Below are 25,082 nucleotides of genomic sequence, written 5' to 3'. Positions count from 1 at the left end.
ACCTAGCTTTTGGTTCAAAGTAGAGAAAGGAATATCATGGCAAATCATTTCCGTACGGATCGTGTGGGCATGGAAATCAAGCGTGAAGTCAATGAGATTTTGCAAAAGAAAGTCCGTGATCCGCGTGTCCAAGGTGTGACCATCACAGATGTTCAGATGTTGGGTGACCTATCCGTTGCCAAGGTTTACTACACTATTTTGAGTAACCTTGCTTCGGATAATCAAAAAGCTCAAATCGGGCTTGAGAAAGCAACTGGGACCATCAAACGTGAACTTGGTCGCAATTTAAAATTGTACAAAATCCCAGATTTGACCTTCGTTAAAGACGAATCCATCGAATATGGAAACAAGATTGACGAAATGCTACGCAATCTGGATAAGAACTAAGAAAGAGGGGTTGCCCCTCTTTCTTAGTGTGCGCCAGCCCTCCTTGTGGTATAATATAACAAGCAGAATCATTTTAGAATATACAATGGAGGTCGTCATGGACAATATCATCGATGTGTCAATTCCTGTTGCAGAAGTGGTGGACAAGCATCCAGAAGTCTTGGAAATTCTAGTGGAGCTAGGTTTTAAACCACTAGCCAATCCCTTGATGCGCAATACAGTCGGTCGCAAGGTATCGCTCAAACAGGGTTCTAAGCTCGAAGGAACTCCTATGGACAAGATTGTCCGCACACTGGAAGCGAATGGTTACGAAGTGATTGGATTAGACTAATGGCAGATGAACGGATTCATATCCTACGGGATATTTTGTTAGAATTGCACAATGGTGCCTCTCCTGAGTCAGTTCAGGAGCGTTTTGATGCGACCTTTACAGGTGTGTCAGCCATCGAGATTTCCCTCATGGAACACGAGCTGATGAACTCAGACTCAGGTGTTACTTTTGAAGATGTTATGGAGCTCTGTGATGTGCATGCCAATCTTTTTAAAAACGCTGTTAAGGGTGTCGAAGTAGAGGATACTGAGCATCCTGGTCACCCCGTTCGCGTCTTCAAGGATGAAAATCTGGCTCTCCGTGCTGCCTTGATTCGCATTCGGAGACTATTAGATACCTATGAGTCTATGGAAGACGAGGAAATGCTGGCAGAGATGCGCAAGGGTTTGGTCCGTCAAATGGGGCTTTTGGGGCAATTTGACCTCCACTATCAGCGCAAGGAAGAGCTCTTCTTTCCTATCATGGAGCGCTATGGACACGATTCACCTCCAAAAGTTATGTGGGGAGTGGATGATCAAATCAGGGAACTCTTTCAAACAGCTCTAAAGACAGCCAAGTCACTGCCAGAAGTGTCGATTAGCAGCGTAAAAGAAGCTTTTGAAGCTTTTGCGACAGAGTTTGAGAGCATGATTTTCAAGGAAGAGTCCATCCTTCTCATGATTCTCCTTGAGTCCTTTACTCAGGATGACTGGCTTCAGATTGCGGAGGAGAGCGATGCCTATGGCTATGCCATCATCCGTCCGTCTGAGAAATGGGTGCCAGAACGCCAGAGCTTTGTTGAGGAAAAGAGTGCAGAGGAGGCAGTGCAGCTAGACACGGCCGAAGGCCAAGTGCAGCAAGTTATCGATACACCAGAAGGCCAGTTTACCATTACCTTTACCCCTAAGGAAAAGGAAGCAGTGATGGACCGCCATAGTCAACAGGCTTTTGGGAATGGCTATCTCTCGGTCGAGCAGGCCAACCTTATCCTCAATCACCTCCCTATGGAGATTACTTTTGTCAATAAAGAGGATATTTTCCAGTATTACAATGACAATACGCCAGCTGATGAGATGATTTTCAAACGGACACCGTCCCAAGTTGGGCGCAATGTCGAGTTATGCCATCCTCCAAAATATCTGGAGAAAGTCAAAGCCGTCATGCAAGGTCTTCGTGAAGGGGTCAAGGACAAGTATGAAATGTGGTTCAAGTCTGAGTCGCGAGGCAAGTTTGTCCACATCACCTATGCTGCGGTACACGATGAGAACGGAGAATTTCAAGGCGTGCTAGAGTATGTTCAGGATATTCAGCCCTACCGTGAGATTGATACGGACTACTTCCGTGGATTAGAATAAGGAGAACTAATGAGTTACGAACAAGAATTTATGAAGGAATTTGAAGCTTGGGTTAATACCCAGATCATGATCAACGACATGGCGCACAAGGAAAGTCAAAAAGTCTACAAAGAAGACCAAGACGAGCGTGCCAAAGATGCCATGATTCGCTACGAAAGCCGCTTGGATGCTTATCAGTTCTTGCTTGGTAAGTTTGAAAATTTCAAGGCGGGCAAGGGATTTCATGATCTGCCAGAGGGCTTGTTTGGTGAGCGAAACTATTAAAATGAATATCCTTTCTTGATTTTTTCCCAAAATCTTGATAGAATATCTTTATTAAATCCTTGTTAGAGCAGGGATTTTTTATTGAAAGGATTTTATCATGTCAAAAAAACTCCAACGTAAAAAACAATTGCGAAATAGCCTTCGTCGTTCAGGTGCATTTTCAACTACAGTGACCAAAGTTGTAGAAGAGACCAAAAAAGTCGTGAAACATGCAGAAAAATCTACCAGCCAAGCAGGAAAAGTTGTCTCTAAAAAAGTGGAACAAGCAGTAGAAGCGACCAAGGAACAAGCTCAAAAAGTGGCGAATTCAGTAGAAGATTTCGCAGCTACTTTGGGTGGTCTCTCAGTAGATCGCGCTAAGACTTTCTATGATGAAGGCATCAAGTCAGCTTCTGACTTCAAAAACTGGACGGAGAAAGAACTCCTTGCCTTGAAAGGAATCGGCCCAGCTACAATCAAGAAATTAAAAGAACACGGAATCAGTTTCAAGTAATCTTTCTTGAGCCTTGCATTTCTGTGAAAAACTTGCTACAATAAAGCCATCAGAGGTGTTTTGAATCCCACATTTTACAGGAAGTGGCGGAGCTGAGAAGTCCACAAATGTGTCAAAACTGGTTGCTGGTGGTTAAAAATGAAATAAAGGTGTCTTTGTATATTCTTCGAAGACAAGAGTTGCGGGCGTCTGCCCGAAATTGGGTGGTACCGCGGATAAACACATTCGTCCCTGTCATGTAGATGGCAGGGGCGATTTTTTATGGAAAGCGAGGTAGGAAGATGACAAGAGCAGAATTATCAGAACGAATAGAGACCGAGCGTCTCGTTTTACGAGTCCGTACAGTAGCTGATGCCGAGGATATCCATGCCTACGCTAGTCTGCCAGAGGTCGCCTATCCAGCAGCATTTCACCCCGTCAAGACCTTGGAAGATGAGATTTATTATCTGGAGCACATTCTTCCCGAGCGCAATCAAAAGGAAAATCTCCCAGCGGGCTATGGAATTGTCGTTAAAGGGACCGATAAGGTCATCGGCTCTGTTGATTTCAATCATCGACACGAAGACGATGTACTGGAAATTGGCTATACCTTGCACCCAGACTATTGGGGACGAGGCTATGTTCCAGAAGCTGCGAGTACCTTGATTGACCTAGCTTTTAAAGAATTGAATCTGCATAAGATTGAACTGACTTGTTTTGGCTCCAATGTCCAAAGTCAACGAGTTGCAGAGAAACTTGGTTTCACCCTTGAAGCTCGTATCCGAGATCGCAAAGATGCTCAAGGAAACCGCTGTGATAGTCTGATATATGGCTTGCTGAGGAGTGAGTGGGAGAGTTTTTAATGAGTAAGATATATTCTTGTTTTTATATGCTTTAAGGGAGACATGATGAGAAGTAGTCATAATCAAATATTAGATGCCTGGATTACAGTAGAACAATTATCAGAAGGGAATATTGAAAAAAGTGATTCTAAGTATAAGATTTTTCAAGGTGATGATTATCAATCAATATTAAAAGATTTTTTTAAACGTCAAAAATTAAAATCCAGTTCAGGGATTGCTGTTTATTGTGGAATTTTCCCTTTTCGAAAAATTATTGAAGTGTTAAGAGGCAAATACAATTTAAAAGCGACGGAGGAAGAATTGGGAAGAGCTTCTTATAAATTTACTTTTGCTCTATACTTTGATAAAGATTTGAAGTTCTTGGCTGATAAGTTTTTTTTAACTATGAGTGGGCAAATTTTCAAAAATAGGGAATTGCCTAAAGATTTTTTAATAGCAGAAAATGAGCTTCGAGAACAGTTAGGTCAGGCGTTTCTTGATGGAGAGTTCAATGAAGTTTTTAGTAAACTTCTCAAAAAGTATGAGATTTCACCAAGTGATTGCAGATATTATTTTGTTAAGAATTTCGATGACGAAATAAATTTACATTCATTTTTTCTAAAGGATTTGAAATATGCAAAATCAATTTATAATGAAAATCTCAATCGTTATTTATCAGGATCCGATTCTGTAAGGGTCAATCTGGACGGCAATAAAGAATCATCCTATTTTAATCCCAAAGATTTAGAAACTATACTTGAACCGAAAAATTATCCATTAGGAAGATTTCCTAGTAACCCTAAATATGCTCTTTCCATGATGCAACAAGTAGCTGTAAATTTAGCTTCGAATGCGGATGAAGATGTGAGAAGTGTCAATGGTCCTCCGGGAACTGGTAAAACGACACTTTTAAAAGATATTTTTGCAGATCTGGTAACGGAACAGGCGAGAATTATTAGTGAATTATCGGCTCCTAAGCTTAAAGGGAATCTAGTTTGTCATGACAAATCTGATCTTATTGCAAAATTACCAAAAGAAATTGCAGAAAAGGGAATCGTAGTTGCAAGTTCTAATAATGGTGCTGTTAAAAATATTGTTAATGAATTACCCCAAAGAAAAGAAATTTATCAGAAATTAAATTGGTTAGATGAATTAAAGAAAATTGATTATTTTGCTGAAATCAGTAATGATTTATTGTTAGAAGATGAAGATGTTTCTAACGACAAAAAATATTGGGGATTGTTTTCGATAGAAGGTGGAAAAAAACAGAATAGAGACCGTCTGCAAAATGTTTTAAAAGCAATACGACAAGAGTTGAATTCGGCTAAATTTCAATCGAATCCATCAGTATACGAAGAGTTTAAAATTCAATATCAGAAGCTATTTGATAAAAGAGAAAAGATGCAAGATATAGCAGATAAGATTCGATTGCATGTAAAATTGAAAAATGCTTACCAGCAGGTTGAGATAGAGTTTCATCAGGATGATGCCCAAAGACGTTCAGAACTATCTAAAATACGGGATAAACATATTCAATTAGAAAATAGTAAAAAGGAAATAGAATCTGAGCTGTTTGAGCATGAGCGTCTTATTTCTATGTTAAATGTTAACAAACAGATAGCAGCACAAGATGTTGAGTTGATAAAATTACAAGCTCCACGTTTCTTATGGTTAAAAAGACTTTTCACACCATCGAAATTAGATACTTATTTTACGAGATTGAATCAAGCGAATGAAAGTCTAAAAGCAGAACTGAAGAAAGTACATGATGAAAGTCAATATTGCCACGGTTTGCAAAAAGAGATAAAAATGCATGAACTTGAATTAAATCAATTGAGTCAAAGGCAACAGAGGTATAATGAATGGAAATCTAAACAAGAAGATAAATTAATTCGTCATCAGGAAAAAATTTTGAAATTACAATCGGAACTTGCTACATACCCTGTTAAAAAGTTGAATTTTTCTGTTCCATATGAAGAACTACAAGTATCAAATTTTTGGTTCGATGATGACTATCGAGAAGAGCAGAGTCGTTTGTTTATTAAAGCACTGGCAGTTAGGAAGCAATTTATATATGACAATAAAAAGCATTTTGAAAAAGCATTATGGATTTGGGAGAAGCCTCAAAACTATTCAATGAGAGATAATGCTAGTGATTTATATAAAGCTGCGTGGGATTGGGTCAATTTCACTGTTCCAGTTATTAGTACAACTTTTGCAAGCTTTAATTCCATGTTTCGGTGTTTGCCTGAAAATAGTATCGGTAATGTATTTATTGATGAAGCTGGTCAGGCATTACCTCAAGCAAGTGTGGGGGCTATTTTTAGAAGTAAACGTATTATGGCTGTTGGAGATCCTTCTCAAATACAACCAGTACAGACTATGGATAAAAATATTTTAGGATTTTTAGCACAGCACCACAAGATAGCTTTTAAATATCTTGTATCATCAACGCAAGAATTGATGGATTCTGCTAGTAGATATGGTTTTAAAAAACAAGATGGGACATGGATAGGACTTCCTCTCTGGGTTCATCGTCGTTCTAGTGATCCGATGTTCAGTATTTCCAATAAAATTTCTTATGATAATTTAATGGTTCAAGGAAAGGAAGAAGCTCGAGGTCTGGGAGAATGGTTTGACGTTGGTGGAGGTGCTAAGGATAAATTTGTTCCTGAGCAAGCTGATTATTTGAAAGAAGTGTTGCAGAAAAGACATGAGGAATTTGATGATATTTATGTTATTACTCCTTTTAAAAATGTATCGGTTCAACTAGCAAAAGAACTAGATAAAATTGGTTTCACAAAGCGGGAAAATGGAAAACCTATAAATGTAGGGACGGTACATACTTTCCAAGGAAAAGAAAATAAGATTGTATATTTTGTGCTTGGAGCAGATAATATGAGTGAGGGGGCTGCTCGCTGGGCTGTCTCTGAACCCAATATTTTAAACGTTGCAACGACTAGAGCTAAAGAAGAGTTTTATATTATTGGGAATAAATCTCTTTACAAAGCCACACAGAGCCCTATTATAAGAGATACTATTGATATTTTAGATGCTTATCAAAGTAGCTTAGAAATTAACTAGAAAGGACAAACACATGTCTAAAGAACTTTCACCTAAATACAATCCAGCCGAGGTTGAGGCTGGTCGTTACCAAAAATGGCTTGATGCCGATGTTTTCAAGCCTTCAGGCGATCAAAAGGCTAAGCCTTATTCGATCGTGATTCCACCGCCAAACGTAACTGGGAAACTTCACCTTGGTCACGCTTGGGATACGACTCTTCAGGATATCATCATCCGTCAAAAACGCATGCAAGGTTTTGATACACTTTGGCTTCCAGGGATGGACCATGCGGGGATTGCGACTCAAGCTAAGGTTGAGGAGCGCTTGCGTGGTGAAGGCATTTCCCGCTATGACCTTGGTCGTGAAAAATTCCTAGATAAAGTCTGGGAATGGAAAGATGAATATGCCACTACTATCAAGGAACAATGGGGCAAGATGGGACTCTCTGTAGACTACTCTCGTGAGCGATTCACCCTTGACGAAGGTTTGTCAAAAGCCGTTCGCAAGGTCTTTGTGGACCTTTACAAAAAAGGCTGGATCTACCGTGGTGAGTTTATCATCAACTGGGACCCAGCAGCTCGCACAGCCCTTTCTGATATCGAAGTTATCCACAAGGACGTGGAAGGTGCCTTCTACCACATGAACTATATGCTAGAAGACGGCTCACGCGCCCTTGAAGTTGCGACAACTCGTCCTGAGACTATGTTTGGGGACGTTGCCGTTGCGGTCAATCCAGAAGACCCACGCTACAAGGACCTGATCGGTAAAAATGTCATCCTTCCAATCGCTAATAAATTGATTCCAATCGTTGGAGATGAGCACGCAGATCCTGAATTTGGTACTGGTGTCGTGAAAATCACACCTGCCCATGATCCAAACGACTTCTTGGTTGGTCAACGCCACAACTTGCCACAAGTTAACGTCATGAACGATGACGGAACTATGAACGACTTGGCCTTCGAATTTGCTGGTATGGACCGTTTCGAAGCTCGTAAAGCAGTCGTTGCTAAGTTAGAAGAAATCGGCGCCCTCGTTAAAATCGAAAAACGTATCCACAGTGTTGGTCACTCAGAGCGTACAGGTGTTGTTGTTGAACCACGCTTGTCTACACAATGGTTCGTTAAGATGGACCAATTGGCTAAGAACGCCATTGCCAACCAAGACACAGAAGACAAGGTAGAATTCTACCCACCTCGTTTTAACGATACCTTCCTCCAATGGATGGAAAATGTCCACGACTGGGTGATCTCTCGTCAGCTCTGGTGGGGTCACCAAATCCCTGCTTGGTACAATGCAGACGGCGAAATCTATGTCGGTGAAGAAGCTCCTGAAGGTGACGGATGGACTCAGGACGAAGACGTCTTGGATACTTGGTTCAGTTCTGCCCTCTGGCCATTCTCAACTATGGGCTGGCCTGATGTTGACTCAGAAGACTTCAAACGTTATTATCCAACATCAACTTTGGTGACTGGTTATGATATTATCCCGTTCTGGGTATCTCGGATGATTTTCCAAGGTTTGGAATTTACTGGCAAGTCGCCATTCAAAAATGCCTTGATTCATGGTCTCATTCGTGATGAGCAAGGACGTAAGATGTCCAAGTCACTGGGAAATGGGATTGATCCAATGGACGTTATTGATAAGTACGGAACAGATAGCCTGCGTTGGTTCCTTTCAAACGGTTCTGCACCAGGTCAAGACGTTCGCTTCTCTTACGAGAAAATGGATGCTTCATGGAACTTCATTAACAAGATTTGGAATATCTCTCGCTACATCCTCATGAACAATGAAGGTTTGACCCTCGAGCAAGCAACTGCCAATGTCGAAAAAGTTGTCAACAAGGAAGCTGGAAACGTTACTGACCGCTGGATTCTCCACAACCTCAATGAAACGATCGGCAAGGTCACTGAAAACTTTGATAAGTTTGAGTTTGGTGTGGCTGGACACATTCTCTACAACTTTATCTGGGACGAGTTTGCGGACTGGTACGTTGAGTTGACCAAGGAAGTTCTTTATAGCGATAACGAAGAAGAGAAAGTCATCACACGTTCTGTTCTCCTTTACACTTTGGACAAGATCCTTCGTCTCCTTCACCCAATCATGCCATTCGTGACAGAGGAAATCTTTGGACAAATCTCAGAAGGCTCTATCGTCACAGCGGAATACCCAACTGTTAACCCCGCCTTTGAAGACCTTGCTGCCCACACTGGTGTAGAAAGTCTCAAAGACTTGATTCGTGCTGTTCGTAATGCGCGTGCTGAAGTAAACGTTGCACCAAGCAAACCTATCACCATCCTTGTTAAGACAAGCGATAGCGACTTGGAAACCTTCTTTAACAGCAATGTCAACTACATCAAACGCTTCACAAATCCAGAACACTTGGAAATCGCATCAAACATCCCTGCACCTGAGCTCGCTATGTCAAGCGTCATCACTGGAGCAGAAATCTACTTGCCACTGGCTGACCTCCTCAATGTCGAAGAAGAACTGGCTCGTCTCGATAAAGAACTCGCTAAATGGCAAAAAGAACTGGATATGGTCGGTAAAAAGCTCTCTAACGAACGCTTCGTAGCCAACGCCAAACCAGAAGTCGTCCAAAAAGAACGCGACAAACAAGCCGACTACCAAGCGAAATACGACGCGACAGTGGCGCGAATTGATGAGATGAAGAAGTTGGTGAAATAAACATAGAAACACGGCTGAATGCCGTGTTTTTTGATATAATAGGAAGAAAGTCATCATATAGTGAGGTAAATAATGAGTAAACCAAGATCAGCAATTAGTACTATAAAGGGCTATTTTTATCAGTTTGACAAATCGATTTTAGAGATTTTGGAGCAATCAAACGAGACAGACATGGTTACTATTGAGGGAATTGAGGACATTGATATTGAAAATAGTGATGAAAGAAACTTTATTCAATGTAAATACTATGAAAAAACGGATTTTGATAACAGCATTATAAGAAAGCCAATACAATTAATGTTTAGACATTATTTAGAAAATAGAACTGAGCCTAAAGATAAGAATTTCACTTATAGACTATACGGCTATTATAAAAAAGGGCATGAAAAGCTATTGGAATTAACAACGGAAAATCTAAAAACATATTTTTTAGATTTTAGTAAATTTGGAGTTATAGATGAATCAGGAAATTCAAATTATCAAATCAAAAATAAAAAGGGAGAAGTTATATTTGAGGAAACAGTAGAAGATGATGATATTGAAGATTTTAAGAATCATCTTTTTATAGACATCAAGGCTGATAGTTATGAAAATCAAATAGAAAAAATAAAATCTAAAATTCAAAATGATTTAAGTGATTATAGTGAAGAAGATATTGAATTAATTTATTTTAATGCTCTTAAAATAATTAAAGACTTAGCATGTGAACATAATATTGAAAAGCGTCAAATTTCAAAAAAAGAATTTTGGGATAGAATAAAAACTAAAAACTACTATTTTGAAAGATGGATGAGTGAATTGCTGGAGTGGAAAAATTATAAAAAAATCATACATAAAAAATATTTTCCAAGAGTATCAAATTTATCACCGGCACATAGATTTTTCATACTTGACTGTCAAGGAGAGAGTGTAAATAATGTTAAAAATGTAATTTCAGAAATTTCAAGGAAATATTCTCGTTTGATACATCAATTTAGTCCTTATGTTTATTTATATAACACTTTAAATGTTGATTTTGTAACTGAATTAAAAGAAAAGTTATATGAGGATGGGTGTTTTTTTAAAGATGGATTTCCGTTTAAAAATTCAAAATTTAGATTTCAAGAAATGTTAATTAAACCTGATAAATTTAATGGAATTTCAGTACGTATACTAGAACATCCTATAAATTTATCAATTGTTCTACAAAAGTTGGTGGAAGTAGAAAGAGTTGACCAATTACCAATCAATTTATATATATTTAATAAAAGTAATCAATTAAATTTAGAGATTGGTAATCTTGATAATAGAGATTATTCAAAAATTAATATTCGACAAATTATAGATATATTGGATATTATATAGGAGAAAGACATGGATAATTTAAATGCTCAAGTTGTTTCAGTACAACCTAATAAAATTAAAATTGAAGTGAAGTCAATCACGGATTTTCAGATTGCAGAAGAAAAATTGAAAATTGGTTCATATCTTAGAATTGCTGATGAAAATGATTTGGCATTAATAGCTACAATAGAAAATTTTTGTATTGAGCCTATTGAAATTGATGAGAGAATTGATATTAAATATATTATTGAAGCTGTACCTTTGGGGATGATTGATGAAGAAAATAAATTTGTAAGGGGAAGTGATACAATAACTATTCCTCCTAAATCGGTTGAACCAGCGAAATTTGAAGAAATAAAGTTAATTTTTGAAAATTCTATAAAAGATGAACTTAAATTTAAATTCTCTTCGTTATCATCGAATAATGAGATTGAGATTCCTGTGGAGGGAAATAAATTTTTCAATAAGCATATTGCTATTGTTGGTTCAACTGGTTCGGGTAAGTCTCACACAGTTGCAAAAGTTGTTCAAAATGCCATACATTCTAAAAATGGTGAATATGAAGGACTAAATAATTCACATATACTTATCTTTGATATTCATAATGAATATCAAAGTGCTTTCCCGAATGCTAGGCTTATCAATGTTAATGATCTAGTTTTACCATATTGGTTATTAAATAGTGATGAATTACAAGAATTATTCCTAGATACCGAGGGAAGTGATCATAATCAGAGAAATATTTTTAAAAAGTCTGTTATTCAGAGTAAAAAAAGAAAATTTAATGGACTAGAGGAAGAAAAAGAGAAATTACATTTTGATTCCCCTATTTATTTTGATATTCAAGAGGTCTTGCAATATGCTCATGAAAAAAATGAAGAACAAATTGCAGGAGCAAGGCAAGGATAGACAAAAGCTGGTCCATTGAATGGTAAATTATCAAATTATATTAGTCGATTAGAGTCAAAGATATATGATAAAAGGTTGGAGTTCTTATTAGGTGATAGAATAGAGGGCGCAACATTACAATCAGTTTTAAAACAGCTTATTGGATATAGTGAAGATTTTCTGACTAATGTTACTATTCTTGATTTGAGTGGAGTGCCGTTTGATGTATTGAGTATAACTGTTTCTTTGATTTCAAGAATTATGTTTGAGTATGGATACTACTATAAGCAATTTAATGATAGTAAGAATCTAGTTTGTGATGTACCTATTTTATTAGTATATGAAGAGGCTCATAAGTATGTACCTAAGAGTTCTCTAACTAAGTACAGAGCTTCTCGGCAGTCGATAGAACGAATTGCAAAAGAAGGAAGAAAATATGGGGTTACATTGCTTTTAGCTAGTCAAAGACCTTCTGAAATTTCTGAAACAATCTTCTCACAGTGTAGTAATTTTATAACAATGCGATTAACAAATCCTATAGATCAATCTTATGTAAGACAGCTATTACCGGATTCTATGGGAGGAATTGTTGATAAGTTACCTAGCTTAGCAACAGGAGAGGCATTGCTTATGGGAGAAGCAACTATTTTACCATCGATTGTGAAAATTGATGTTTGTGAAGATAAACCTTCATCTAAAGATATTCCATACTTCCAATTATGGAAAGATAATTGGAAAGATATTAATTTTGAAGAATTAGAGAAACTCTGGAAACAGAAGTAAGATTTAAAATTATTATTTTACAATAATTGCTTATGTCCACTTAAATTACTTATTTTTAGAGAGCCACTAATTCTACAAGTTCGAACCGACCTGAGAAGTGCAACATTGTTACTTAATTTCATATATAACCGCATCGAATTCATCTGGATTGACACCGAAAACCCACCTCACGATACCATCGGCTGGGTAGCAAAGAAATAAAAAGTCCTGTCACTTTCTCCCATTTAACCTTTGACTATTCCGCAAAATTATCGTACAATAAAGAGTACATGATAAAATGAGGTCAGAGTCTGTTCACTCTGGCGATAGTAGTAAAAATGAGGAGAAACGCTTTGGAATTAGAAGTATTTGCTGGGCAAGAAAAAAGTGAACTATCTATGATTGAGGTAGCGCGTGCTATCTTGGAACTTCGTGGTCGCGATCATGAGATGCATTTTAGCGATCTTGTAAACGAAATTCAAAACTACCTTGGAACATCAAACAGCGATATTCGCGAAGCTTTGCCTTTGTTCTACACAGAGTTGAACTTTGACGGTAGCTTCATCTCACTTGGAGACAACAAATGGGGGCTTCGTTCATGGTATGGTGTAGACGAAATTGACGAAGAAATCATCGCTCTTGAAGAAAGTGACGACGATGAAGTAGCACCAAAAGCTAAGAAAAAACGCGTCAATGCCTTTATGGATGGCGATTCAGATGCCATTGACTACAATGCGGATGATCCAGAAGATGAAGATGCATACGAAGCAGACCCAGCTCTTTCATATGATGATGAAAATCCAGATGATGAGAAAAATGAAGTGGAAGCTTACGATGCAGAAATCAACGAAATCGCGCCTGATGACTTGGGCGAAGACGTGGATCTTAACGAAGAAGACGACGAGTTTTCTGACGATGACGCTGAAACAAGTGAAGAAGAGTAAAAGACTTAACAGAGGAGATCGCCTGATCTCCTTTTTTGTTGCATTATGTGACTATTAGTCCGTCTCGCTCCGTAAGGTGCGAGACAAATAAGCCACCCGCTATGCGGGTGCGCGTCGAAGGTTATACCAAAAAAACTCCAAACGCGATACAATAAAGGTGTTCAAGCCAATTGTAAAACGAAAGGAGAAAAATATGGCACAAAAGGCACATAGTTTATCACACACAAAGTGGATGTGTAAATATCACATTGTGTTCACCCCTAAGTATAGACGAAAAGTTATCTATAATCATTATCGAAGTAGTTTGGGTGAAATATTCCACCGTTTGTGCAGCTATAAAGGTGTTGAAATTATCGAAGGTCACTTGATGCCTGATCATGTACATATGTTAGTAAGTATTCCACCGAGGATAAGTGTTTCAAGTTTCATGGGATATTTAAAAGGTAAAAGTGCACTCATGATGTTTGACAAACACGCCAACCTCAAGTACAAGTTTGGGAATCGACATTTCTGGGCAGAAGGTTATTATGTAAGTACAGTAGGGCTTAATGAAGCCACAATTAAGAAATATATTCAAGAACAGGAAAAGCATGATATAGCACTAGATAAATTAAGTGTAAAAGAATATGAGGATCCCTTTAGGGATAGTGGTAAGTAATACTAAAGCCTCTTTAAGAGGCAAGTGACGAGTCAAGAGCAATGAGGCTTGAACAACGTGAAAGCCAGCGCCTTTAGGCGCTGGCTGGTAATTTGGGCTTATAGCCCTGGTGCAAACCACCCGTTAGACGGGTGGTTATGATTCCTTGAGCAGGTCATCCGTTTGGATGTGGATATTTAGTTGGTTTTCTGAAAGCAATCTTCTTATTTTCAGGTCTTACCGATTCGGGTTGACAAATGTTCTGCTTTGAGGTATTATATTGTTCGGGCACCTCTTTTAGAGGTCGGGGCTCCCTAGTTACTAGGGAGCCATTTTTGTTTTTCGGGAAGTTTTTCTTGAAAAGTTGTTATCCATAAGGGTCTTGTTTTCTATTTCCCCTCGTAGTTAACAAGGCCTTGAGCATTTTAGAAAGAGGAATCTATGTCTACGAAATATATTTTTGTAACTGGTGGTGTGGTATCGTCTATTGGGAAAGGGATTGTCGCAGCAAGTCTGGGCCGTCTCTTGAAAAATCGTGGTCTTAAAGTAACCATTCAAAAATTTGACCCTTATATCAATATCGACCCGGGAACCATGAGCCCTTACCAGCACGGAGAAGTTTTTGTGACAGATGATGGGGCTGAGACAGATTTGGACTTAGGTCACTATGAACGTTTCATAGATATTAATCTCAACAAATATTCCAACGTGACAACTGGTAAAATCTACAGTGAAGTTCTTCGTAAGGAACGCCGTGGCGAGTACCTTGGAGCAACTGTCCAAGTCATTCCTCATATCACAGATGCTTTGAAAGAAAAAATCAAGCGTGCCGCTGTAACGACCGACTCGGATGTCATTATCACAGAGGTTGGTGGAACCGTTGGGGATATCGAGTCCTTGCCATTTCTAGAGGCCCTTCGTCAGATGAAGGCAGATGTGGGTGCAGATAATGTCATGTACATCCATACAACCTTGCTTCCTTACCTCAAAGCTGCTGGTGAGATGAAGACCAAGCCGACTCAGCATTCTGTAAAAGAATTGCGTGGTTTGGGAATCCAGCCAAATATGTTGGTCATTCGTACCGAGAAACCAGCTGGTCAAGGAATTAAAAACAAACTAGCTCAGTTCTGTGACGTGGCACCAGAAGCTGTTATCGAGTCTTTGGATGTCGAACACCTTTACCAAATTCCATTGAATTTGCAGGCACAAGGTATGGACCAAATTGTCTGTGACCATTTGAAACTAGACGCACCAGTAGCGGATATGACAGAGTGGTCAGCCATGGTAGACAAGGTCATGAACCTGAAAAAACAAGTCAAGATCTCCCTCGTTGGTAAGTATGTGGAGTTGCAAGATGCCTACATCTCAGTGGTCGAAGCCTTGAAACACTCTGGGTATGCCAACGACGCAGAAGTGAAGATCAATTGGATTAATGCCAATGATGTGACAGCAGAGAATGTAGCAGAACTCTTGTCTGATGCAGATGGCATCATTGTGCCAGGTGGTTTTGGTCAACGTGGTACGGAAGGGAAAATCCAAGCCATTCGCTATGCGCGTGAGAATGATGTCCCAATGTTGGGAGTCTGCTTGGGAATGCAGTTGACTTGTATCGAGTTTGCTCGTCACGTTTTGGGTCTTGAAGGTGCCAATTCTGCAGAACTTGCACCAGATACAAAATACCCTATCATTGATATTATGCGTGACCAGGTTGATGTTGAGGATATGGGAGGAACCCTTCGCTTGGGACTTTATCCTTCTAAGTTAAAACGTGGCTCTAAGGCAGCAGCTGCTTATCACAATCAAGAAGTGGTGCAACGCCGTCACCGTCACCGTTATGAGTTTAACAACGCCTTTCGTGAACAGTTTGAGGCAGCAGGTTTTGTCTTCTCAGGAGTTTCTCCAGACAATCGTTTGGTAGAAATTGTGGAAATTCCTGAAAATAAATTCTTTGTAGCTTGTCAGTATCACCCTGAACTGTCAAGCCGTCCAAACCGTCCAGAAGAACTCTACACTGCCTTTGTCACTGCAGCAGTTGAGAACAGTAACTAGTTATCTTCTAATCTCTGAGAACAATCTCAGAGGTTTTTAAATTCATTCAGGAACTCAGGCGTTTGGCAATAAGAATTAGATGTCCTCTTTCCTCATTGAGGAAAGGGGATTTTCCTTGCCTATATACGGCTTCCCTATTTGTCCTAGAGCCCTTTTTGTGTTACAATGAATGGTATGAAAGCTAAGAAATTATGGATGACTGGCTTGACTGTGGCTGGTCTAAGTGCCCTTGCTTTAGGGGCTAAAAAAGCAGCAGATAACCACAAACTCATGAAGACTCAAGAAGAGTTGACCGCTATCGTGCGCGAACTTTTCTCAGATATGGGTGAGATTGCGACTCTCTATGTTCAAGTCTACGAAAGTAGCCTAGAGCGACTTGTCGGAGGAGTCATTTTCGAGGATGGTCGTCACTATACCTTTGTCTATGAAAATGAAGACCTGGTCTATGAGGAGGAAGTCTTATGATTACTCCAAATAGTATAGAAGAGCTTGCAGGTTTTGTCGAGAAAGATGGCAAGAAGGTTTTCCTTTTTGTGGCAGACTGGTGTGGTGATTGTCGTTATATCTATCCAGCCTTGCCAGAGATTGAGGAGATCAATCCAGAGTTCACCTTTATTCGAGTTGACCGAGACCAGTACATGGATCTGGCCAAACTCTGGGATGTTTACGGGATTCCTAGCCTTGTTGTGCTAGAAAAGGACAAGGAAGTCGGCCGATTTGTCAATCGCGACCGTAAAAGCAAGGAAGAAATTAACGACTTTTTAGCAGGACTGAAATAGGAGAAAAAGGAAAGAATGATTTTTACATATAACAAAGAGCATGTCGGCGATGTCCTTATGATCATCGTGAAAAACAGCGGAGATGCCAAACTAGACGTGGAGCGCAAAGGCAAGGTAGCCCGTATTTTCCTCAAAGATAATGGGGAAACAGTGGCTTGGAATATTTTCGAAGTTTCAAGTTTGTTTGAAATTGCAGAGCGCGGTCAAGTCTTTTTGACAGATGAGCAAGTCGCTCGTTTGAACCAAGAATTGCGGGCGGAAGGCTTTGCAGAAGAGATTGTTAATGACAAAGAACCTAAGTTTGTTGTCGGTGAAATTGTCGAGATGGTAGTTCACCCAGATAGTGACCACCTCAACATCTGCCAAGTTGCAGTCGCAAGTGATAAGACAGTGCAAATCGTTGCAGGGGCTCCCAATGCGCGTCTTGGGTTGAAAACCATTGTCGCTCTTCCTGGAGCGATGATGCCAAAAGGCAATCTCATTTTCCCAGGCGAACTTCGTGGTGAAAAGAGTTTTGGCATGATGTGTAGCCCTCGTGAATTGCATCTGCCAAATGCTCCGCAAAAACGTGGGGTTATTGAATTATCAGAAGACCAAGTTGTCGGAACTCCATTTGACCCAGCCAAACACTGGACTGCCTAGGAAATTGTCGGTATTTGATAGACCAGATAGAGGGGGATAAGATGGCGAAAAATGTAGTGATTACAGGAGCAACCTCAGGAATCGGTGAAGCGATTGCGCGTGCTTATCTGGAGCAGGGGGAGAATGTCGTTCTAACAGGGCGACGGACAGACAGACTAGAAGCCCTCAAGTCGGAGTTTGCAGAAACTTTTCCAAATCAAACAGTTTGGATCTTTCCACTGGATGTCACGGATATGACCATGGTCAAGACTATCTGCTCCGATATTTTAGAAACGATAGGGCAGATTGATATATTGGTCAATAACGCTGGACTAGCTCTAGGCTTGGCTCCCTATCAGGACTATGAAGAATTGGATATGCTGACCATGTTAGATACCAATGTCAAGGGCTTGATGGTAGTCACTCGCTGTTTCTTACCAGCAATGGTAAAAGCCAATCAGGGGCATATTATCAATATGGGATCGACCGCAGGAATCTATGCCTATGCGGGTGCAGCAGTTTATTCAGCCACCAAGGCTGCTGTCAAGACTTTTTCAGATGGTCTGCGAATTGATACCATCGCAACGGATATCAAGGTGACTACCATTCAGCCTGGAATTGTTGAAACAGATTTTTCTAGAGTACGTTTTCATGGTGACAAAGAGCAGGCTGAGGCGGTCTATCAGGGAATTGAGGCCTTGCAAGCTCAAGACATTGCAGGCACTGTGGTCTATGTGACTAGTCAGCCTCGTCGTGTGCAGATTACAGATATGACTATTATGGCCAATCAACAGGCGACAGGTTTCATGGTGCATAAAAAATAAAAAATTTCTTCGAAAAGTTACAAATTTCTGTAACTTTTTTTGATTCCTTGCGAATAGATAAGTAGGAGGAAGAAAATATGTATAATAAAGTTATTCTTATTGGACGTTTAACGTCTACACCAGAATTGCACAAAACCAACAATGACAAGTCAGTAGCGCGTGCAACTATCGCTGTGAACCGTCGTTACAAAGACCAAAACGGGGAACGTGAAGCTGACTTTGTCAATCTTGTTCTTTGGGGGAAATTGGCTGAAACCTTGGCAAGCTACGCAACTAAAGGTAGTCTTATCTCTGTGGATGGAGAACTTCGTACCCGTCGCTTTGAGAAAAATGGCCAGATGAACTATGTGACTGAAGTTCTCGCCACAGGATTCCAACTCTTGGAAAGTCGTGCCCAACGTGCTATGCGTGAAAATAATGCAGGACAGGATTTGGCAGATTTGGTCTTGGAAGAGGAAGAATTGCCATTTTAATACTCTTCGAAAATCTCTTCAAACCACGTCAGCTTCACCCTGCTGTAGGTATAGGTAACTGACTTCGTCAATCTTATCTACAACCTCAAAGCAGTACTTTGAGCAACCTGCGGCTAGCTTCCTAGTTTGATCTTTGATTTTCATTGAGTATAAACATTGAAAAGTCTGAGTTGGTCTCAGGCTTTTTTATATTGAGAAAGTCAGACTTTTTTCTTGACTATTTCTGACCAAGTGATACAATAGAATTATAAATTAGCACTCAGATATAAAGAGTGCTAATAATATGTAGTTCATTATGGAGGAAAACAGATGTTGAAACCATTAGGAGACCGTGTGGTCTTGAAAATCGAAGAAAAAGAACAGACTGTTGGAGGCTTTGTCCTTGCAGGATCAGCCCAAGAAAAAACAAAAACAGCTCAAGTTGTGGCTACTGGACAAGGTGTTCGTACCTTGAACGGTGACTTGGTAGCTCCAAGCGTTAAGCCTGGAGACCGTGTCTTAGTTGAAGCTCATGCAGGTCTTGATGTTAAAGATGGCGATGAAAAGTACATCATCGTAGGCGAAGCCAATATCTTGGCAATCATTGAAGAATAGAAGGAGAAAGTAAGTATGTCAAAAGAAATTAAATTTTCATCTGATGCTCGTTCAGCTATGGTCCGTGGTGTTGATACCCTTGCAGACACTGTTAAAGTAACCTTGGGACCAAAAGGTCGTAATGTCGTGTTGGAAAAATCATTTGGCTCACCATTGATTACCAATGACGGTGTGACAATCGCTAAAGAAATCGAGTTGGAAGACCATTTTGAAAATATGGGTGCCAAATTGGTATCAGAAGTAGCTTCAAAAACCAATGATATCGCAGGTGACGGAACGACAACTGCAACAGTCTTGACTCAAGCTATCGTCCGCGAAGGAATTAAAAACGTCACTGCAGGTGCCAACCCAATCGGCATTCGTCGTGGGATTGAAGCAGCGGTTGCCGCAGCTGTAGAAGCCTTGAAAAACAATGCCATCCCTGTTGCCAATAAAGAAGCCATCGCTCAGGTTGCCGCTGTATCTTCTCGTTCTGAAAAAGTCGGTGAATACATTTCTGAAGCTATGGAAAAAGTTGGCAAAGACGGTGTCATTACTATCGAAGAGTCACGTGGTATGGAAACAGAGCTTGAAGTCGTGGAAGGAATGCAGTTTGACCGCGGTTATCTATCACAGTACATGGTGACAGATAGTGAAAAAATGGTGGCTGACCTTGAAAATCCATACATTTTGATTACTGATAAGAAGATTTCAAATATCCAAGAAATCTTGCCACTCCTAGAAAGCATTCTCCAAAGCAATCGTCCACTCTTGATTATTGCGGATGATGTAGATGGTGAAGCTCTTCCGACTCTTGTATTGAACAAGATTCGTGGAACCTTCAACGTAGTAGCAGTTAAGGCACCTGGCTTCGGTGACCGTCGCAAAGCGATGCTTGAAGACATCGCTATCTTGACAGGCGGAACAGTCATCACAGAAGATCTTGGTCTTGAGTTGAAAGACGCTACTATTGAGGCGCTAGGTCAAGCAGCGAGAGTAACTGTGGACAAAGATAGCACGGTTATCGTAGAAGGTGCTGGAAATCCTGAAGCTATTTCTCACCGTGTTGCAGTTATCAAGTCTCAAATCGAAACTACAACTTCTGAATTTGACCGTGAAAAATTGCAAGAACGCTTGGCAAAATTGTCGGGTGGTGTCGCAGTCATCAAGGTCGGAGCTGCAACTGAAACCGAGTTGAAAGAAATGAAACTCCGCATTGAAGATGCCCTCAACGCTACTCGTGCAGCCGTTGAAGAAGGAATCGTTGCAGGTGGTGGAACTGCTCTTGCCAATGTCATTCCAGCCGTTGCTGATTTGGAATTGACAGGAGATGAAGCAACAGGACGTAATATTGTTCTCCGTGCCTTGGAAGAACCTGTTCGTCAAATCGCCCACAACGCGGGATTCGAAGGATCTATCGTTATCGATCGTTTGAAAAATGCTGAAGTTGGTACAGGCTTCAATGCAGCAACTGGTGAGTGGGTCAACATGATTGAAGAGGGAATCATCGACCCAGTTAAAGTGAGCCGTTCAGCCCTTCAAAATGCAGCATCTGTAGCTAGCTTGATTTTAACAACAGAAGCAGTCGTAGCTAATAAACCAGAACCAGCAGCCCCAGCTCCAGCAATGGATCCAAGCATGATGGGCGGGATGATGTAAACTTTCGGTACTAAGCAATTCATAAGAAACACAAAAGGAGGGAAGAACATTCCCTCCTTTTAAGGTTTTCTCTTCTAAATAGATTTGAGCTCTCCTAACTTATATGATAAAATAAGACTAGAAAAAGGAGAAGAACATGATTGATGTAGAAGAAATTCTGAGCAAGATGAATCCCAATCAGAAGATTAATTATGACCGTGTCATGCAGAAAATGGTTCAGGTTTGGGAGAAAAATGAGCAACGTCCAACTATTCTCATGCATGTTTGCTGTGCTCCTTGTAGTACCTACACCCTAGAATACCTGACCAAGTACGCGGATGTGACTATCTATTTTGCCAATTCCAATATCCATCCCAAGGCAGAATACCACAAGCGGGCCTATGTTACCAAGAAATTTGTCAGTGATTTCAATGAGCGAACAGGCAATACGGTTCAGTACCTTGAAGCTCCCTACGAACCAAATGAATATCGGAAGTTAGTCAGAGGACTGGAAGAAGAACCCGAAGGTGGGGACCGTTGCAAGGTTTGTTTTGATTACCGTTTGGACAAAACAGCACAGGTAGCTATGGACTTGGGCTTTGACTACTTTGGTTCAGCCTTGACCATCAGTCCCCATAAGAATTCTCAAACCATCAACAGCATCGGAATTGATGTGCAAAAGATTTATACCACCCACTATCTCCCAAGTGATTTCAAGAAAAATCAAGGCTACAAGCGTTCGGTGGAGATGTGCGAGGAGTATGATATTTATCGTCAATGTTATTGTGGATGCGTCTATGCAGCTCAAGCCCAGAATATTGACCTAGTTCAGGTTAAGAAGGATGCCACGGCTTTCTTGTTGGATAAGGATGTTGAAAAAGACTATTCCCACATCAAGTTTACTGTTACTAAATTAGATATATAGAAATCAACCCAGCTGAAAAGCTGGGTTTTTCAAATAAAAAACCAGGGCTTTCACCCCAGTTTGACAACTTTACCGATTCTTTAGTTCTATGTAGCGTTTGTACCAAATGTTGACATAGGCCTCTGAGAAAGGACCGCGTCCATTGTTGATCCAATCAACAAGGATTTTAACATGCTCTTTCAAAATATAGTCTAAATCATCAGAATACTTCATTTTACGTTTATGGCGCTCATACTCTTCAACGTCCAAGAGACGCTTTTCACCATCAGTGAAGACCTTGACATCCAAATCATAATCAATGTATTTCAGGGCTTCCTCATCTAGATAGTAAGGACTCGCCATATTGCAATAGTAGGAAATCCCATTATCACGAATCATAGCAATGATATTAAACCAATATTTTTTGTGAAAGTAAACAATAGCCGGCTCTCGAGTCACCCAACGACGACCGTCACTTTCGGTAACAAGTGTGTGGTCGTTGACGCCGATAATAGCGTTCTCTGTTGTTTTTAGTACCATGGTGTCCCGCCAAGTACGGTGGAGACTCCCATTATGCTTATAACTTTGAATTGTAATAAAGTCGCCTTCTTTTGGAAGTTTCATAACTAACCAACTTTCTACAATTTATAAGTTTATCGTCTACTATTATATCATAAATTGGTCTAATTTTTTTGAATTTTACATGAAAATGTTAAAGATATTCTCTGAGAGCGCTTGCTATATCCGAAAAATCATAGCCCTTTCTAGCCAAAACTTGAGTCAATCGTTGCTTTAGTTCGTAACCTTCATATTTGCGAGCGTATTTAGTATATTGTTTGTCTAGCTCTTTGAAAATGAGTTCCTGAGTCGTTTCTTGGTCAACTTGACTATCCAAGTCGTCAAAGGCATTTTTAGCATCAGAATAGGAGAAGCCTTTGTTCGTCAAGCTTTGAATGATCTTATCCTGCAAGGCACGAGCGGGAAGCTTTCCCGTGTATTTTTTTAGAAGTTTCTCCGCCACACGTTGAGCAACCTCCGAAAAATCAAAATCCTTTAAAACATCTTCAATCGTTGATTTGGCAATCCCTTTTTGAGACAGTTTTTGAGCTAGCACATAGGGTCCCTTATCTCCAGAAAGTTGATTGGCATTGATGATAGAATAGGCATACTGACGATCATTAATCCAGTTATCTTCTTTAAGATTGGCGATAACTTGACTTGTGATTTTTTCATCAAGATCATACTTTTTCAGATACTCACGAACTTCCTTTTCGGTTCGAGCTTTAAATGATAGATGGTAGAGGGCGAGGTTCTTACCATAAGAAAACTGGGCGAAGTCCTGAATCTCGGTCAATTCTTCTGTGCTAATCACCTTATCTTTAGACAACATAAAACGGACAATGGTATCCTCTGTGATATAAGAGGTTTGTTGATTGTCTAGCTCCATCAAGTAAAGGCGTTTTTTCTTTTCAAGTTTTGTGATTTTCATAGTTCTATTATACCCTAAAATGTGATAAGATAGGGGTATGAATCTGAAAGTCAAACAAAAAATACCTTTAAAAATCAAGCGGATGGGCATCAATGGTGAGGGAATCGGTTTCTACCAGAAAACCCTCGTTTTTGTGCCTGGCGCCCTCAAAGGAGAAGATATCTATTGTCAGATTACTTCTATTAAACGTAACTTTGTTGAAGCCAAATTACTAAAGGTTAATAAGAAGTCTAAATTTCGAGTCGTACCTGCTTGTACGATTTATAATGAATGTGGTGGTTGCCAAATCATGCACCTTCACTATGATAAACAGCTAGAGTTCAAAACGGATTTGCTCCACCAAGCTCTGAAAAAATTTGCCCCTGCAGGATATGAAAACTATGAAATTCGTCCAACTATCGGAATGCAGGAACCAAAGTACTACCGTGCTAAGTTGCAATTTCAAACTCGGAAATTTAAAAATCAGGTCAAAGCAGGTTTGTATGCGCAAAACTCTCATTATCTCGTAGAGTTGAAAGACTGTTTGGTACAAGATAAGGAAACCCAAGTGATTGCGAATCGCCTAGCTGAGCTTCTCACTTATCATCAAATTCCCATCACCGATGAGAGAAAAACGCTAGGTGTTCGCACCATCATGGTACGCCGAGCGAGAAAAACGGGTCAAGTTCAGATTATCATTGTCACGAATCGCCAGCTTAATTTGAATCAACTAGTCAAAGACCTAGTCAAGGATTTTCCAGAAGTCGTCACAGTTGCGGTCAATACAAATACAGCAAAAACAAGTGAAATCTATGGTGAAAAGACGGAAATTATCTGGGGCCAAGAGAGTATTCAAGAAGGAGTACTCGACTATGAGTTTTCTCTCTCGCCCCGTGCCTTCTATCAGCTCAATCCAGAGCAGACAGAGATTCTCTATAGTGAAGCAGTTAAAGCTCTAGATGTTAGCAAAGAAGATCATCTGATTGATGCCTATTGCGGTGTTGGGACAATTGGATTCGCCTTCGCAAATAAGGTCAAGAGTCTCAGAGGGATGGATATTATTCCAGAAGCCATTGAAGATGCCAAGCTAAATGCTCAAAGAATGGGTTTTGACAATACCCATTACGAAGCGGGGACAGCTGAAGAAATCATTCCACGCTGGTATCAAGAGGGTTACCGAGCGAATGCACTGATAGTAGACCCTCCTCGTACGGGTTTAGATGATAAGTTGTTGGATACCATTCTGACTTATGTTCCAGAAAAAATGGTCTATGTATCCTGCAATGTTTCGACCTTGGCACGAGATTTAGTTAAACTAGTAAAAGTCTATGATCTTCAGTATATCCAGTCAGTCGATATGTTTCCCCACACTGCACGGACAGAAGCAGTGGTTAAGTTAGTGAAGAAAAGAAAAAATTAAATTCACTGAAAAAAAGTTCTTGACAAAGGAGAAAAAGTAGGTATAATAGAAAGAGTTGAAAAGCTCAGGTCCGTTGGTCAAGGGGTTAAGACACCGCCTTTTCACGGCGGTAACACGGGTTCGAATCCCGTACGGACTATGAGTGTATCGCAGGGATGAAAAAAGTAAAAAAAGTTTCAAAAAAGTGTTGACATAAGTTGGCGGCTGTGATATACTAATATAGTTGTCGCTTGAGAGAGAAAGAGTGACAAAGACCTTTGAAAACTGAACAAGACGAACCAATGTGCAGGGCACTACAACTGAGGTTGTAGTACTGAACAATGAAAAAACAATAAATCTGTCAGTGACAGAAATGAGTGAGAACTCAAACTTTTAATGAGAGTTTGATCCTGGCTCAGGA

Annotated in this window: 25 protein-coding genes and 1 tRNA gene; 24 read left to right on the top strand and 2 right to left on the bottom strand. The window is 40.0% G+C overall.

The window, feature by feature from the left end:
- Nucleotides 1-36 precede the first annotated feature (36 nt).
- From rbfA to K1I53_RS08355, 22 genes are all read left to right on the top strand, one after another.
- Nucleotides 37-387, top strand: coding sequence for a 30S ribosome-binding factor RbfA (gene rbfA / locus K1I53_RS08460; protein ID WP_001273601.1), 351 nt, complete (start codon nt 37-39; stop codon nt 385-387).
- Nucleotides 388-484: 97 nt separating this feature from the next.
- A complete protein-coding gene (locus K1I53_RS08455) occupies nt 485-718 on the top strand; it encodes a DUF1858 domain-containing protein (RefSeq protein ID WP_000368739.1) in 234 nt (77 codons plus the stop codon).
- The gene (locus tag K1I53_RS08450) at nt 718-2,052 is read left to right on the top strand and encodes a DUF438 domain-containing protein (protein ID WP_223329070.1); all 1,335 of its coding nucleotides are present in this window, start codon (nt 718-720) and stop codon (nt 2,050-2,052) included. The genes K1I53_RS08455 and K1I53_RS08450 overlap by 1 nt, the downstream gene beginning before the upstream one ends.
- A 9-nt stretch (nt 2,053-2,061) precedes the next feature.
- Entirely contained in the window at nt 2,062-2,316 is a 255-nt protein-coding gene (locus tag K1I53_RS08445) for a DUF1912 family protein (protein WP_223329069.1), read from the top strand.
- Nucleotides 2,317-2,413: 97 nt separating this feature from the next.
- Nucleotides 2,414-2,809 carry a helix-hairpin-helix domain-containing protein gene (locus K1I53_RS08440; RefSeq protein ID WP_000038708.1) on the top strand — a complete coding sequence of 132 codons (396 nt, stop codon included), beginning with the start codon at nt 2,414-2,416 and terminating at the stop codon, nt 2,807-2,809.
- A 281-nt stretch (nt 2,810-3,090) separates the two neighbouring features.
- The gene (locus tag K1I53_RS08435; RefSeq protein WP_223329068.1) at nt 3,091-3,651 is read left to right on the top strand and encodes a GNAT family N-acetyltransferase; all 561 of its coding nucleotides are present in this window, start codon (nt 3,091-3,093) and stop codon (nt 3,649-3,651) included.
- Between the two features lie 45 nt (nt 3,652-3,696).
- Nucleotides 3,697-6,714 (top strand): DEAD/DEAH box helicase, encoded by a 3,018-nt coding sequence (locus tag K1I53_RS08430; protein ID WP_223329098.1) that lies wholly within the window; start codon nt 3,697-3,699, stop codon nt 6,712-6,714.
- 13 nt (nt 6,715-6,727) lie between these two features.
- On the top strand, nt 6,728-9,379 hold the full coding sequence (locus K1I53_RS08425) for a valine--tRNA ligase (RefSeq protein ID WP_223329067.1): 2,652 nt from the start codon (nt 6,728-6,730) through the stop codon (nt 9,377-9,379).
- A 72-nt stretch (nt 9,380-9,451) separates the two neighbouring features.
- Nucleotides 9,452-10,723, top strand: coding sequence for a DUF4297 family anti-phage-associated protein (locus K1I53_RS08420; protein ID WP_223329066.1), 1,272 nt, complete (start codon nt 9,452-9,454; stop codon nt 10,721-10,723).
- A gap of 9 nt (nt 10,724-10,732) precedes the next feature.
- A complete protein-coding gene (locus K1I53_RS08415) occupies nt 10,733-11,611 on the top strand; it encodes an ATP-binding protein (protein ID WP_223329065.1) in 879 nt (292 codons plus the stop codon).
- Nucleotides 11,612-11,626: 15 nt separating this feature from the next.
- Nucleotides 11,627-12,373, top strand: a complete 747-nt coding sequence (locus K1I53_RS08410) for an ATP-binding protein (protein WP_223329064.1) — start codon at nt 11,627-11,629, stop codon at nt 12,371-12,373.
- Nucleotides 12,374-12,705: 332 nt separating this feature from the next.
- Complete coding sequence (gene rpoE, locus K1I53_RS08405) at nt 12,706-13,296, top strand: DNA-directed RNA polymerase subunit delta (RefSeq protein ID WP_000418415.1); 591 nt, start codon at nt 12,706-12,708, stop codon at nt 13,294-13,296.
- Between the two features lie 193 nt (nt 13,297-13,489).
- Nucleotides 13,490-13,954, top strand: coding sequence for an IS200/IS605 family transposase (gene tnpA / locus K1I53_RS08400; RefSeq protein ID WP_223329063.1), 465 nt, complete (start codon nt 13,490-13,492; stop codon nt 13,952-13,954).
- A gap of 420 nt (nt 13,955-14,374) precedes the next feature.
- Nucleotides 14,375-15,982, top strand: a complete 1,608-nt coding sequence (locus tag K1I53_RS08395) for a CTP synthase (RefSeq protein ID WP_084920446.1) — start codon at nt 14,375-14,377, stop codon at nt 15,980-15,982.
- Between the two features lie 165 nt (nt 15,983-16,147).
- Nucleotides 16,148-16,447: a DUF4651 domain-containing protein gene (locus tag K1I53_RS08390; RefSeq protein ID WP_002875970.1), complete on the top strand. Its 300-nt coding sequence runs from the start codon at nt 16,148-16,150 to the stop codon at nt 16,445-16,447.
- Nucleotides 16,444-16,761, top strand: a complete 318-nt coding sequence (locus K1I53_RS08385; RefSeq protein WP_223329062.1) for a thioredoxin family protein — start codon at nt 16,444-16,446, stop codon at nt 16,759-16,761. The genes K1I53_RS08390 and K1I53_RS08385 overlap by 4 nt, the downstream gene beginning before the upstream one ends.
- A gap of 15 nt (nt 16,762-16,776) precedes the next feature.
- Nucleotides 16,777-17,403 carry a YtpR family tRNA-binding protein gene (gene ytpR / locus K1I53_RS08380; protein WP_223329060.1) on the top strand — a complete coding sequence of 209 codons (627 nt, stop codon included), beginning with the start codon at nt 16,777-16,779 and terminating at the stop codon, nt 17,401-17,403.
- 41 nt (nt 17,404-17,444) lie between these two features.
- A complete protein-coding gene (locus tag K1I53_RS08375) occupies nt 17,445-18,206 on the top strand; it encodes an SDR family NAD(P)-dependent oxidoreductase (protein WP_223329058.1) in 762 nt (253 codons plus the stop codon).
- A 77-nt stretch (nt 18,207-18,283) separates the two neighbouring features.
- On the top strand, nt 18,284-18,679 hold the full coding sequence (locus K1I53_RS08370) for a single-stranded DNA-binding protein (RefSeq protein ID WP_000282436.1): 396 nt from the start codon (nt 18,284-18,286) through the stop codon (nt 18,677-18,679).
- Nucleotides 18,680-18,988: 309 nt separating this feature from the next.
- Nucleotides 18,989-19,273 (top strand): co-chaperone GroES, encoded by a 285-nt coding sequence (gene groES, locus K1I53_RS08365; protein WP_000917328.1) that lies wholly within the window; start codon nt 18,989-18,991, stop codon nt 19,271-19,273.
- Nucleotides 19,274-19,288: 15 nt separating this feature from the next.
- Complete coding sequence (groL, locus tag K1I53_RS08360) at nt 19,289-20,911, top strand: chaperonin GroEL (RefSeq protein WP_223329056.1); 1,623 nt, start codon at nt 19,289-19,291, stop codon at nt 20,909-20,911.
- Nucleotides 20,912-21,047: 136 nt separating this feature from the next.
- A complete protein-coding gene (locus K1I53_RS08355) occupies nt 21,048-21,815 on the top strand; it encodes an epoxyqueuosine reductase QueH (RefSeq protein WP_000567567.1) in 768 nt (255 codons plus the stop codon).
- 69 nt (nt 21,816-21,884) lie between these two features.
- On the opposite strand, the gene ntdP is transcribed toward K1I53_RS08355, so the two are convergent.
- On the bottom strand, nt 21,885-22,418 hold the full coding sequence (gene ntdP / locus K1I53_RS08350; RefSeq protein ID WP_223329054.1) for a nucleoside tri-diphosphate phosphatase: 534 nt from the start codon (nt 22,416-22,418) through the stop codon (nt 21,885-21,887).
- An 88-nt stretch (nt 22,419-22,506) separates the two neighbouring features.
- Nucleotides 22,507-23,283 carry a recombination regulator RecX gene (recX, locus tag K1I53_RS08345; protein ID WP_223329053.1) on the bottom strand — a complete coding sequence of 259 codons (777 nt, stop codon included), beginning with the start codon at nt 23,281-23,283 and terminating at the stop codon, nt 22,507-22,509.
- Nucleotides 23,284-23,320: 37 nt separating this feature from the next.
- On the opposite strand from recX, the gene rlmD reads away from it, so the two are divergent.
- Together rlmD and K1I53_RS08335 are read left to right on the top strand one after the other, a co-directional pair.
- Nucleotides 23,321-24,682, top strand: a complete 1,362-nt coding sequence (rlmD, locus tag K1I53_RS08340) for a 23S rRNA (uracil(1939)-C(5))-methyltransferase RlmD (RefSeq protein WP_223329052.1) — start codon at nt 23,321-23,323, stop codon at nt 24,680-24,682.
- Between the two features lie 67 nt (nt 24,683-24,749).
- A tRNA-Glu gene (locus tag K1I53_RS08335) sits at nt 24,750-24,821 on the top strand.
- Nucleotides 24,822-25,082: the final 261 nt, after the last annotated feature.

It is taken from the genome of Streptococcus oralis, assembly GCF_019929365.1.
GTDB lineage: Bacteria > Bacillota > Bacilli > Lactobacillales > Streptococcaceae > Streptococcus > Streptococcus oralis_BT.
Note: the sequence above shows the minus strand (reverse complement) of the source record. Positions and strands in the feature narration are given on the sequence as shown.